Consider the following 12,479-nt stretch of genomic DNA (forward strand, 5'->3'; position numbering starts at 1 on the left):
AAGTTCACTTCATTCAGTAGTTGGTCGGGCAGAGCTTTCAATCTTGTGATGATACCACCGCATCAATGGCGACGTACTCACACCATGTAAAACAATGGATGTAACCACGACGATATAGACTATCCAGGTCAATCGTTTAGCCAGAAACTCTTCTACGCCCTTGTTCAAGGCATAGGTCAAGTAATATAGCGAGCCTACCCCTCGAATGCCGAACCAGCCAAAGAGCCAGTGTGTCTGGACAGGTAAACAACTCCCTAACAGACTGATCCAAGCCCCAAGGGGACGAATCACGATCAACAGGAATCCAGCTAGAATTCCTGCCTGACCCGCGTATTGCAGCATTGGCTCAGCTATCAGAAGTGAGCCTAAGAGCACAATAGTAATAATTTCAAGCAGTTTTTCGAACTGCTCAACCAGCGTCATTTGCGCCAGACGCTTATCCGGTTCATGGCGATAGTGACTGCGTAGCGTCATCCCCGCCACAAAGACAGCCAGGAAGCCGTAGCCATTAACAATTTCGGTGAGGGCATAGGTCAGTAAAATGGTACTTAGGACCACCAAATCTTCCATGAGATCATCGGCAGGCTGGTGACGTTGCAGCTGCTGATCGATCCAATAAATCCCTTGGGCCACTATAGTACCCATGAGAATACCAGCAGTAATTGCCCATAGCAGATCGATGACCACCCACTGCTGGAGCCAGTCGTCTGGATATCCTTTTTGCAACCAGTAGAGTCCAAAATAAACAAAGGGGAAAGCTAGGGAATCATTTAAACCACCCTCTGAGGTCAGGCCAAACCGCAGCTCATCATGATCATCTAGGTGCCCCATCTGTACCTCTGAAGCCAGAACAGGATCAGTTGGGGCTAATATGGCCCCGAGCAGGATGGCCGGTCCCCAGTCCAGATCAAGTAATCCATGGCTGAAGAGTGCGATCGCCCCAATAGACAAAGGCATCAAAATACCAATCAGTCTACCGGTAACTTGCCAATTGGCTGGATTCAGAGGTCGATTCATTTTCATGCCGCAGCCAAAGACCGACACAATTACCACAAACTCGGTGTACCGCTCGACTAGGGCCGTGCTGGGTTTCACTTGCAAAATGCCGATGCCATAGGGGCCTAGCAGTACCCCTACCATCAGATAGATTAAAGCGTAGGATAGCGGTAAGCGCGAGATCCATCCTGACCCCAGCGTTACCGTCAAGATCAATAAACCAATAATCAGGAGGAAAGAAAGATAGGTATCGACCAAAAAGCTTTACTCCTCAGCGGTCTGCATCATTAAGTTCTATCTTGAGTTCCGTCGATAAACATCCCCTGTAGCGATATGGGATTATACTCTTCATTACTCAGTAAACTATGTTCCTGGCTCAAAGACATCTCTCTGGAGAGGTAAGATTGTCCGAGAGTGACTCGCTCTTCCCACAAAACTTGACTGACGGTGGGGGTTTACGACGAAAAGCCAGCTTTATCATCCGATTGCCACTGAGTTAGTTCAATATCCAGGAGTCGGGGATAGGGAAGCGGGTGGCGAGCAAAAATTCCCTTGGCGCGGGTGATCAGATCAGTTTTATAGACAAATTCATGACGAGCATCTAGGGGATAGCACTTGAGCTTAAATATGGTTCCCCAGGATTTCTCTTCTATCAACACCAGAACGGGTAGTTTCAGATGGGTGTACTTGCTGGTATAGGCCACCCGGTAAAGAATTCGCTTGACCAGCAATGTATCGACCTCATGCGCAAAATAGAACTCTGTAACCACCTGGGCTTCTAAATCACCCATATTCGTATTGATGACGGCACTCGTCCAAATTTGGCTGTGGGGAATTGTGACGACACTATCCTCTGGGGTTTTTAGGCGAAGCCCCCGCAGGCCATAGCCAATCACCTCCCCGTAGTGTTGATTTATTTGTATACGATCGCCAATGCGGTAGGGGGCTTCAAATAGACTGAACACACCCGCAATAATGGAGCTTACTAAATCCTTGAAGGCAAATCCCAAGGCTACGGCAACCGTACCCGTAATCGCCAACAAATTCTCTCGGTTAATATTTAAAAACAAATCGATCAGTACAGTGATTGCCGCCACCCAGATCATGAGGCGCATGAAGGGCAAAAATTGTTTGACCTGAAGTCGCCTTTCCCGAGGGACGTGCTCTGAAATCCAAGTGACTAGCCTGTCGCTAATCAGAATAGCCAGGTAGGCTGCCACTATGATCAGCAATGCTCTGGTGATCTTTCCCGCTGTAATCTGAGTCAGAATTTCTTTGGCCTTATCCGCAGTTTTGTTGGCCGTATTACCGGTGGATTGAGCCAATAAGGTAGTTTGCAAGAACATCAGCATTACTCTGGTGAATCAATCGCAAAATTATTAACGGCTAGCTTGCGCTTTAGATGGGGATAGTGAATTGGGTTAATCCTTAGCATCTGGTCATGCTGCTCAATTAAGCCAGCCTGACGCAATTCCTGAATTTGATATTTCAGGGTCGAGGGCTCATCTCCCAAGCTTTCCGCCAAGCCAGCTAACGTAATCCCATCATGGAGAAGTAGGGAATAAAGCAGATAGTCGTCGTCTTCATCTGTATCTGGCAAGTTAGGTAAAGTGGGTGTTCGGCCCTTGAGGATTCCAACTGCTTCTGATTTTTCTGAGCGTGACTCGTAAGAGATCGAACGCAGAAATACCTGGATGGCCACTGTACTGACACCCTTTGAGACGGCGGCCAGTTGCTCAAAATAGTGGGTTTCGGGATTAGCATCCTCTTTCTGTTGGGAAGCGTTGTTGCCAAACTGATCAAATTGCAGATCAAACTGAGACACGATTCCCCTCAACCAGTTCTGTAACTGCTCTCCCTTGAGCTTCGGTAGAAACAGTGTCTCACCGCAGTAAGCCTCCAGGTGGCAGACGGCTTTGAGATACTGCCATGCCACCTGGCCGGAACCGAGTACCCAAAATCGGGAAGCATCTGGCAGCAGCATATCCTGAAGATAATCAATACCAGTCAGACCATCCACGCTGCGGAGAAAACACCAGCTGAGGTTGGGAATGACAACGACCTCAAGCTGTCCAGAGGCAGTTGGGCTCAGACCTCGGCCCAACTGTTGCTGTAGTTTGGTTTGAATTGTGGCAGATGCGTCGGGTCGCCCGATCCACTCTAACAGGCGGATGGGAATCTGTTGCTGGGTCGCCCAATGCTCCGAACAGTCTGTTAAGAGTCGAGACACCGCCGTCACTGGGCTACTGAGAATAACAATAGAGTTATTGGCGGGAAGAGGGTGAGAGCGCCACTGCTCTAGGGCCTGATCTAGGGCAGAGTGGATAGCGTCTTGGCTAGCTGGATGACTGGGCAGCTTCTGTAGAGTTGCAATCAATTTTTCTAGCAGCGGCGGTGGTAGCTCAGATAGCGAGTTCTCAGGTTCTTGATGTTTGCTTTGATCGCTAGAAAACCAGTCAAAAAAAACCTGACGTTTTTCTAGAAACCAAGTCTGAAACCGTTGTAAGGGATGAACCATAGAATTTCCTAAGATCTAAATTGAGGCGGCAGACCCACCATCTACTCTATAATTTGCCCCTACGACAAAGCTAGAGAGTTCAGAACAGAGAAAGGTAATAACAGCAGCAACTTCTTGAGGTTTTCCACGCCGTTTTAGCTCTAAATGAGGACGTTTCTCTTTGAGAAATGAAGTAATGGCTTCATCAAATCTGACGCCTAGTTTTTCGGCCCGTTGCTCCTTCATGGCATCGGTTATGGGCGTTGCTACAAATGCTGGGAAAACCAAATTAACCAAAATACCATCCTGAGCATAAGCTTTTGACAAATTTTTGGCAAAGTTGAGTACTGCTGCATTACAAGCTCATTAGAGCATTTCCACCTGTAAATTTTTCCGGGTTTTCTTACTCTGCACTGATTTCAGGGAACCAGAGCTGTTGTCATTGATCAATTTAGTTACGCTCTTTATGGATTCCCAGGGATCTGGCAGTAGAAGACAATTATCAGAGGTATAATGCCGTGAATCCCTTTCATAGCATGTACTGTAGTTCATCACAAATACTACACTGATCAATCTTGAGTCGTTAATTGATGATGCCAAGTGCTTCGAAATCCTGCGTCAACTTCGATGGCCTCAAGGTGTCGATTGCTATGATTGCCAGTCCACAGATATCGTTAAGCGCGGCTTTAATGAAACTCAACCATTGCGTCAACGCTATCAGTGTAAGGCTTGTAAAAAGCGCTTCGACGACTTGAGTGATACGATTTTCGCTGGACATCACCAGCCCCTGCAAACTTGGATTGTATGCTTGTACTTCATGGGATTGAACCTGCCCAATCACCAAATCGCTAAAGAACTTGACCTCAATAAAGATGATGTTCAGGATATGACATCTCAATTACGTCATGGCAGTGTTGCTAAAAAGCCTGTCGTCACCTTGCAAAGAGAAGTTGAGTGTGATGAAGCCTATGTTATTGCTGGCCATAAAGGACAGCCAGAAGCGATCAAAAAAAAGAGAGAAAGTGACGTGGTCGTCGGCTATAAACGAAATCCGGCAGAGGCACAATCAACTACCCCGCTGCAAGCAGACGGGGTATGGAATACAATTTGCTCCCAAACCGTAGATTTTGATTGCAATCCCATTTCTTCGCTGCAAGCAGCGGGGAATCTACCCCTACTAGATTGAAGAAAGAGAAACCTCCGATCTTCGGCATAATCTAGCGTCAAGAAGAAGTTATTCTGAAGATGCTTCCCAATGTAAAGCAAGCCACCATTGCTCCGATAATCCAAGACTCTATCGTTGCTGAAACGCTGATCTACACTGATGAATACGGCATCTACTCACGTTTAACGAAGTGGGGATATGACCATAAAACCGTCTGTCACAATGCAGGAGAATATGCTCGTGATGAGGATGGAGATGGATTTTGTGAGGTGCATGTCAATACGATGGAAGGGTTCTGGTCCTTACTTCGATCTTGGCTTAGGCCACACCGAGGCATTTCGCAAGAGAAGTTGCCGCTATACTTGGGCTTCTTTGAGTTTGTTCACAACACTCGGAAGCGTGGTAAAAGACTACTTTCATCTCTTTTAGAATGTCTTCTCAAGTAGATCCCTGGAATCCATAAAGAGCGCTAGCCTTTAGTGCGTGCAAAGACTTCAAAGAGAAATTGATAGGCTGATAGACTGAAGATATAGGTTAAATTTTCACTTCATTCTAACAATCAAGCTGGCAAATGTACCTGAGAGTTTGCCAGCTTCTTTTCTTAAGAAGTTAAAACCTTAGTACTATTCTGCACCCGCTTACTCATTCGCCACTCGAACGCCTGTCCTAACTGCTCAAGGTCAAGCAAACCATGTTGCCACAAGACTATATGAAGCTGCCCCCGTGAAGGGTTTTGGCTTCGCAGGGCTAGGTCTATAGCGTTGTCTGAAACCCCTAAATCAGTTTGGAGATAATCAATAAATTGTTGTTGGAAACGAGAACTCATAAAATCAAGCAAAAACTGGCAAACAAAGCTATCAAATGCCTCTATGGTCTTGAGATAGTGGCCGATACTCTGACCAATACCCTTGAGTGACTGTGTGTGATAGTCTCGAATTCTAGTCAACCTGTCAACCCTGCTGATATTTGTCTTAAGAAATAAAAATAAGCTGTTCCCATTTCAGAGATTTTGAGGTGTTTCTCTAGCAAGGATGTAAGGGGCATGATAGATTTTTGATTCAGTTACAGGCTCTATTGTCCTTGACCCGTTTTTTCGATCCATGCATCCCCGACTCTTTACTTACGCCCTGCTGAGCCTTCTCATCATCTACCAAAAGGAAGAGTTTGTCCCCGAAGGGGGATGAAAGTGCCCCCTCATGAAGGAGGATATCCTCGATCTATAAAATATGTCTCTTGGTAGATGCTTGAAGTAGGATTTTAATCTAATTTGCACACTGTGGCCTCTCAGTTGTATTGAGCAAATTAGTGAATGCGGAACAGTTTTTTTGATAATTCCTTGGATCGAAACCATATCAAACAGCGTATCCGCGAATTGGAGAAAGCCACCGTTGGCTTATATAGCATTGGATTATACCCAGGCTCTTTGGCTTATAACGCCGTCATGCAAGCAGGGAGTACTCCCTTACTGTTAGCTCCTCGCCCTGGACGAGACCTGCTTGGGGCATTTTCTGACGATGAGTTACAAGGGATGGACCCTGATCATGTGGTGAATCTGCATCGGATGGCTCGTCATGAAGAAGGGTATAAAACCGCTACGAATACACTTGAGTATCTGATCGACCATTGCGATTTAGTCATCCTGAGCGCCAACAGCAATTATATTGAGGCAGATTTGGAAGAAGCCTGTACAATTCGACAAAAACTAGGCAGAATGAACGTCGTTTTAGCTTGTCTGGCTGGCTCCTTTAACCATGATAAGATCAGCAATCATTCCTATGTCCTTAGTGAAAAAAAGCCCAATCTTGCTTTCTTTTCTGGCTTTCACCGTCACGGAGCCTTGAGGGATCCGGTGGATAGCTTTACTGCCAATTTCTGCCATCCTAATGCCTTAACGGCGCTATTGGGTGCGCACCTTTTAGATGGTGTCTCTCTCAATATTCAAGTGGCCCCCGGCATTCACAACGTTGAGGCTCAGTATATCAAAGCGGCCAAAAATATGGCCTCGATTTTTGCTGGGTTTGGCTATGTCTTTCATGGGGATAATCCTGGGATTTTGCCTACCCTTTTGACCTTGCTACTGGATCAATGTTTGGATCAAGCGGCAACGGTCTCTATGTCCCGATATGATCGTCAGACGCTATATCACCAACAACCGATTGCCTTAATGGAACTTGGTTACGGCGTTCCCAGAATTGAAGCCACACTCAGTCGCGAAGGGGATATGGAAAAGGTTCGTGATCATACCTTTTCTCAGCTCACTGCTATTGTGGCCGATGTGCGAGGAAGTATGATGAATCCGACCACGGGCAAACCGACTCGTAACTTTCAAGCAGGTCAGATTCTTGCAATGGTCATGCGAAAATTGAGGCGGTGTCCTTTTAGCATTGAGGAATTTGAACAATGGTGTGAGGATGCAGGGATGTCGAAAGGTGGATTAGAAGGCGTCAAAGCCCTGCGATACTGGCCTCAAATTGCCACCAAATACGATATTCAAGCTCACGACGCCTCCATGGTAAACCTGCTACACATGGTGCTGTGTGGCCAGGGTCAAAATAAAGAGTTTGCCTTTCGGGTGATGACAGAAAGCCGGGAACTATCGAACTACTGCAAAGAATCGGTTCGCCCCACCCATAGCCGCAAGTATGCAGGTGCCCTTAACAACCTTGGTAAACCGGAGTCATTGAAACTACTAACGAATGCCGTCATTGTTGGCAATTCTCGGAAAGCCATCCATGATGACGACCTAGAAGAGAATATGGCTTATCAATCAAACGGCTCCGCTTATGCGATGGCTATGGAGGGTATTGAGCAAAAGCTGTAACCTGTGCTCGTAATAATTTGCGATTTCAGTTGGAGTAAGGCTACTCTAAACTCAAATAATAGAAACCGTGCTGGGCATCAAAGGGGGACTAAGAGTTCTCCTTTGACACTTCGCTATGACCTAGATCCTTGTAATGTTCGAAGTTGAAGAGTGAAAGGGGTTGCTACTGGAAGTGAGATTGCGTAGTCCAATCCAAAGAACAGAAGGATCCAAAATCACAGATTGGTTTGAAGCTGGCAAATCTTAAAAGAGCCTAGCAGAGAATTTATGAATAATCTTATTTGTACCGATAGTCTGATGCCAAACAAACCATGCATGCCTAAAACTGTTGTAACAATGCCTGCTTTGAAGGAGAAAGTTATATATGGTTCGTTCCAGGCTAACCCTATCTGTCACCCTTAGGATTGCTAGTGTATTTAGCTGCTGTTGGACAGTACTTCCCTCTCTGGTTGTTGCTCAAGCTCCTCCGGTTGGTTGGAGAATATTGCTGGCATCTGCGAAATATCGCTACAGTCCCAAGATGGTAAGCGTTTATACTTACGAATGTTCGAAGAAATTGCAAGAGATTAACGGGGAAGGGCCTGATAAAGCCAAGCAAATTTGCCAATGTTCAGTTACGCAAATGCAACAGCAATATTCACAATCTCAGGCAATCCAAATCCTAACTAAAGCCCAGGCCAACATCAAACGTGATCCCGAGACTATCCCTTCAGAATTAGTTCCCTTCTTCACTCCTTGCTTTTCTTCAAAGGGAAGATCCGTATTGGGTTAGATCAAAAAAACCTCCTTAAGGTAAATGACTTTCTGCAGCTTTTTTTGTCAGAAATGAATCCCTAGTGGTCATAAGTCGGTGTAAAGATCGGTCTCTCTCAAGCGAACGATAAATCAGGGACTTCGTGTTAGCGTTACCCTACACTGGCAGCAGGATACAGGTAATGGGAAGTGAAAATGTCGAGACTCAGTTCGACACTCAAGCAGTTGAGATTCATAATGGCGTACTCACGGTGACAGCAACCATAGAGGTCCGTTACGAAATGCCCAATCAGGATGCTGATCTCCCCCAGCATCTGGAAGCTCACATTGAGACTGCTGGCCAGCAAATTAAGCGAGAGTTATTTAGAGAATCCATCCAACGTGCCGATCTCGAACTGGTGCTAGAGCAACGATTCCGGAAACAAGAAGGTAGACTGCACCGGAATGGGTCCAAAGTCTATACCTTCAAGACCATTTTTGGCACCGTTGCAGTACCCCGCATCCGGTTACGACAATCAGTAAATGGCAAATCATTGCTCCCCTCTGCTGATGCATGGCAAACACCTCAACAAGTCTTTCTCACCCAAGGATTACGAGATGCAGTCTGTGATGGACTGCTTAATCAAACCACTTCTCAAACCCTTGAAAGCATTGAGGAGCGGGCAGGAGAGACAGATTTAATTGCTCGTAGTAGCATCCTCAAAATCGTCCACCAAGAAGGTGCTGCCCTTCAACAAGCAACGGAAGCACGGGCAACAAAGATCTGGGAGAAAAATCCCGCTGCCGCTTCAATTTTTCAAGTGAAGGTTCCTCATTTGTCCATTGTGCCTGACCTGGAGGAGATTACAGAAGATGCTCCAGATGAGGAGTTGGAAGAGTTAGATTTCCCGATAGGCTTTGCTGGGTCACCGACAGTTGTAGAGGCGATCAAGCGTGACCAACCTCGCCAAGTGGATGCCGGATGGGTGATGGTGCAGCCAGATGAAGTCAAAGTTAAAGCCCAGGCTACAACAGGGCGCAAGGAAATCTGGCACTATACTGCAGTGGTCATGACGTCGCTCAAAAGCTGGTACTTTAGTGCGGAAACTTCAGCCAAATTATGGTTTCAGGTCGGGGGTTTATTAGCGCTTTTGGGAGTACATCGCGGTGACCTCCAGTTGATGGTGCTGGGGGATGGGGCCAAGTGGATCCGTAACTGGTTTGAAGCATTACCAATCGACAATAAGGCTATGATTCTGTGCTGGTATCACCTGGCCAAGCGGTGCAAACAAGAACTCGGTTCTGCGTGTCACGATGAAGCCCATCGCTTGTCGATTCAAGGGAAGTTACTAACCCAGTTGTGGACTGGAAAAATCCAAGAAGCTGTCGATAGTTTGTCTGCTCTACGGGGGCAAATGCGCAATGAGGACGCATTGGATACCTTGATCAACTATTTGGACAATCGACGACCTTACTTACCCAACTACAGTAAGCGCTCCAGAGCCGGGTTATGGATTGCCAGTAACCGAGTCGAGAAGTTTAATGATTGGAGTGTCGCTGCCCGATGCAAACACAAAGGTATGAAGTGGACCGCTCAAGGGGTGGCTGCCTTAGCTTCTTTGGAAGCTCTGAGTCGAAATGGAGAGCTTGAAGTATGGAGAAAGACCAGAACTCTTCCCGACTGGAAGCTTGAACCGTTTGAAGAAGCTGCTTGAGATAGGCTGATCTTTACACCGACTTATGACCACTAGGGACTGGACTCTTTACATTGTTAGATGTTCGACAAGCAGCCTTGATTGCTAGTATCACTTCAACAGCTGCTTTTATGCAGTTTTCGTTGGGACAATTCTTAGATAGTTTCTATAATCAAGATCCTGTTGAATGGAGCGGCTTTCAAATTGCTGGGAGTAGAAGTGGGCTTGCGCCTTTTGTATCAGGTTTTGGAAACTTCGTGCATGCTAAATCAAATTGTGCTTATAACCCAAGTAAAGGTTATCACCAAACTTACGAAGGAAATTGGCTAATTGTTGGAGAATCTATAGCAGCTAAGAACATAGGCCTAAAATTTTCTGGCACTGTTGGGAGTTATTCTGCTACATCTCCGGGGATCATTGGCCCAAATGCAGTTGCCTTACGAGGAGGCTATCTTCAAGCTGGAGGAACAACTATTATTAATGGTGCTGGTTTTACATTCTTGTCACGTTTTCTCATGGGTTACGGATCTGGTCAATCCAGATTTGGTATAACTTTTGGATTAAGGGGTAGTCTTCTTTTTTCAGCAAGTACTGGTATATCATTTTCATTGCCAGGCGGGAATCATGACAATTGCACCCCTACGCCTCAATAACATTTTTTAAATATGAAAATATCATACCCATCTTCTAAAGAATTAGTGATTCAAAATAAGCCAGTAAAAGAGTGGGCAACCTTGATTTTTATTTCTACAGGAAGTATCTATCTTGGGTTTGATTATTCATCTAAAGTCCCAGAAGTTGGTATAGTTGGGTACTTTCCAGGTTTCTTAGGGCTCATCCTAACGATTGCTCTCTTGTTAAGCGATCGTTCTAATAAAGCCGTTACATGGAGTTTAGATAAAGATAAAAACACATTTATAGTTCAGTATAGAAGTCTACTTGGTGCCAACCCACAAGAGTACAGCATTAGCGAAATTTCAAATATCTTAGTTAGAAGACCTTCAAACAAGTTGTCTTATAATTTAGAAATAAGCTTAAAAAATTACAAAAAGATCTCTATCGAATCACTAACTGAAAATCAAGCAAAGAAAGCAAAAAAATGTATTTCAAAATTTATTGGTAACTACCCAATCTGAAGTGTTGGTCTCAACTCATTTCGGGTTTTATTTAACGGGTAAACTTGCCTAAAACGGGGTTGAGGGTCTATTTGGACAAAAAACAACTCTAAGGCTGCAATGCCCTGACAGTATAGCTTTCAGAGGTTAAAATCACCTTGATCCAGAAGGCTCAAATCGCTGTAATCCGGCTTTGTTCAGAAATGACCAAAAATGGGTAACACTTGTCAGGCGACAATTACAACACAACTGATTTCGGGTTTTATTTCAAAGGTAGAATGGGCTACAACCCATGCTCTGCATAGCCTTCCATCGTTACAGACTAAAATGACGCCAGTCATTTAGTTTACCGTTCGTTAGGAGTGCAGATGCCTCAAACTAAGTCCCATAAATGGATTCCAACATTCTTAACCCTTGAGCAGTTTGAGACATTTGTCTTACCCCATTTGCACATCGGCACTCGTGGACCTCAACCAAAGCTCTCTTTGCATGCCATCTTCAACTACATTTTGAAGTTGCTGCACTTGGGATGTCAGTGGAGTGAGCTACCCATTGAAAAGGATAAAAATGGGCGACCAGAAATTCACCACTCTAGTACTTATCGAGCCTTTCGACGCTATGAAACCCATGGGAGTTTTGAAGACATTTTCAAGGCGTCAGTCTCAATGCTTAATGAAAAAGGAAAGTTGGATACCAGTGTTATTCACGGGGATGGGACGACCACTGCAGCCAAAAAAGGGGGCGACAATCTGGGATTCAGTGGACACAAGCATATGAAGGGTGACAAAGTGGTTGCTTTCTGTGATCGCAACTGTAATATCATCTCGCCATTTATAACCGCCCCAGGTAACCGGAATGAGTCAACGCTGTTTAAGACTGCATTGTCGAAGGTGATGAGTACCGCCCGAACAGTCGGCATAGACTTGGCTCAGACTATCGTCAGTTTGGATGGTGCTTACGACAGTCGTGAGAATCGCAAGGCCATTTTCAATCGAAGGATGGTGCCGAATATCAATGTAAATCTACGTGGGAGACAGACGCCAAAGCCAGGTCCAAAAAGACTGTTCGATTCATCCATCTTTCAAGAGAGATTCAATACCATTGAGCGAGTCTTTGCCTGGGAGGATAAATTCAAGCGCTTGCTTCTGCGATTTGAGCGAATCAGCAAACTGCACTATGCCTTGAAAAGCTTGGCATACACGATAATCAATCTCCGGCATTTTTGCCAAGGTTAGGATCGATTTGAAATCTATAAATTCTAGAGGTCTCTGTAACGGAGATCCAGTTTGTCATGCTTTGAAAACGGAATTATGGGGTGAATTCTCAAAGTAAGGTGATGCAATTGCCTGTTCTTTTTACTTTGTTGTTCATGATAGGTTAAACAGCCGATTTATCAGATCAACTAGATAAAAACCCGAAATGAGTTGAGATAGAGCAAGACAACAATGGATAAGACTTT

10 protein-coding genes and 2 pseudogenes are annotated in these 12,479 nt (G+C 45.3%); 7 read left to right on the plus strand and 5 right to left on the minus strand.

What is annotated here, in order from left to right; all coding sequences use genetic code 11:
- Nucleotides 1–9 precede the first annotated feature (9 nt).
- The 4 genes and pseudogenes from ON05_RS32515 to ON05_RS32530 all read right to left on the minus strand — a co-directional run.
- A complete protein-coding gene (locus ON05_RS32515) occupies nucleotides 10–1,254 on the minus strand; it encodes a sodium:proton antiporter (protein WP_010476098.1) in 1,245 nt (414 codons plus the stop codon).
- 197 nt (nucleotides 1,255–1,451) lie between these two features.
- The gene (locus tag ON05_RS32520) at nucleotides 1,452–2,348 is read right to left on the minus strand and encodes a mechanosensitive ion channel family protein (RefSeq protein WP_010476099.1); all 897 of its coding nucleotides are present in this window, start codon (nucleotides 2,346–2,348) and stop codon (nucleotides 1,452–1,454) included.
- On the minus strand, nucleotides 2,348–3,514 hold the full coding sequence (locus tag ON05_RS32525) for a helix-turn-helix transcriptional regulator (protein WP_010476100.1): 1,167 nt from the start codon (nucleotides 3,512–3,514) through the stop codon (nucleotides 2,348–2,350). Before ON05_RS32525 ends, ON05_RS32520 begins: the two co-directional genes overlap by 1 nt.
- Before the next feature lie 15 nt (nucleotides 3,515–3,529).
- Nucleotides 3,530–3,856 (minus strand): annotated as a pseudogene (locus tag ON05_RS32530) (SDR family oxidoreductase); the annotation flags it as partial.
- 250 nt (nucleotides 3,857–4,106) lie between these two features.
- Between ON05_RS32530 and ON05_RS32535 the strand changes: the two are divergent.
- Both ON05_RS32535 and ON05_RS32540 read left to right on the plus strand, forming a co-directional pair.
- Nucleotides 4,107–4,679: a transposase gene (locus tag ON05_RS32535; RefSeq protein ID WP_396150764.1), complete on the plus strand. Its 573-nt coding sequence runs from the start codon at nucleotides 4,107–4,109 to the stop codon at nucleotides 4,677–4,679.
- Nucleotides 4,676–5,104, plus strand: a pseudogene (locus ON05_RS32540) (IS1595 family transposase); the annotation flags it as partial. The gene ON05_RS32535 and the pseudogene ON05_RS32540, both read left to right, overlap by 4 nt.
- A 155-nt stretch (nucleotides 5,105–5,259) precedes the next feature.
- Here ON05_RS32540 and ON05_RS32545 read toward each other — a convergent pair.
- On the minus strand, nucleotides 5,260–5,604 hold the full coding sequence (locus ON05_RS32545; protein WP_010476106.1) for a DUF2949 domain-containing protein: 345 nt from the start codon (nucleotides 5,602–5,604) through the stop codon (nucleotides 5,260–5,262).
- Nucleotides 5,605–5,967: 363 nt separating this feature from the next.
- Here ON05_RS32545 and ON05_RS32550 point away from each other — a divergent pair, with 363 nt between their 5' ends.
- From ON05_RS32550 to ON05_RS32570, 5 genes are all read left to right on the plus strand, one after another.
- On the plus strand, nucleotides 5,968–7,479 hold the full coding sequence (locus tag ON05_RS32550) for a hypothetical protein (RefSeq protein WP_010476108.1): 1,512 nt from the start codon (nucleotides 5,968–5,970) through the stop codon (nucleotides 7,477–7,479).
- A gap of 935 nt (nucleotides 7,480–8,414) precedes the next feature.
- The gene (locus ON05_RS32555) at nucleotides 8,415–9,926 is read left to right on the plus strand and encodes a hypothetical protein (RefSeq protein ID WP_010476111.1); all 1,512 of its coding nucleotides are present in this window, start codon (nucleotides 8,415–8,417) and stop codon (nucleotides 9,924–9,926) included.
- Nucleotides 9,927–9,979: 53 nt separating this feature from the next.
- A complete protein-coding gene (locus ON05_RS32560; protein ID WP_010476113.1) occupies nucleotides 9,980–10,558 on the plus strand; it encodes a hypothetical protein in 579 nt (192 codons plus the stop codon).
- Between the two features lie 12 nt (nucleotides 10,559–10,570).
- Nucleotides 10,571–11,041 carry a hypothetical protein gene (locus ON05_RS32565; protein ID WP_010476115.1) on the plus strand — a complete coding sequence of 157 codons (471 nt, stop codon included), beginning with the start codon at nucleotides 10,571–10,573 and terminating at the stop codon, nucleotides 11,039–11,041.
- A 347-nt stretch (nucleotides 11,042–11,388) separates the two neighbouring features.
- The gene (locus tag ON05_RS32570) at nucleotides 11,389–12,255 is read left to right on the plus strand and encodes a transposase (RefSeq protein ID WP_010476116.1); all 867 of its coding nucleotides are present in this window, start codon (nucleotides 11,389–11,391) and stop codon (nucleotides 12,253–12,255) included.
- Nucleotides 12,256–12,479: the final 224 nt, after the last annotated feature.

Origin of the sequence: Acaryochloris sp. CCMEE 5410 (assembly GCF_000238775.2) — a bacterium.
Classification (GTDB): domain Bacteria; phylum Cyanobacteriota; class Cyanobacteriia; order Thermosynechococcales; family Thermosynechococcaceae; genus Acaryochloris.

Excerpts from the sequence above, each read along its gene's own strand:
- ON05_RS32520 (WP_010476099.1), bottom strand. The coding sequence starts at position 2,348 with ATGCTGATGTTCTTGCAAACTACCTTATTGGCTCAATCCACCGGTAAT.
- ON05_RS32525 (WP_010476100.1), bottom strand. The coding sequence starts at position 3,514 with ATGGTTCATCCCTTACAACGGTTTCAGACTTGGTTTCTAGAAAAACGT.
- ON05_RS32550 (WP_010476108.1), top strand. The coding sequence starts at position 5,968 with ATGCGGAACAGTTTTTTTGATAATTCCTTGGATCGAAACCATATCAAA.
- ON05_RS32555 (WP_010476111.1), top strand. The coding sequence starts at position 8,415 with ATGGGAAGTGAAAATGTCGAGACTCAGTTCGACACTCAAGCAGTTGAG.
- ON05_RS32565 (WP_010476115.1), top strand. The coding sequence starts at position 10,571 with ATGAAAATATCATACCCATCTTCTAAAGAATTAGTGATTCAAAATAAG.
- ON05_RS32570 (WP_010476116.1), top strand. The coding sequence starts at position 11,389 with ATGCCTCAAACTAAGTCCCATAAATGGATTCCAACATTCTTAACCCTT.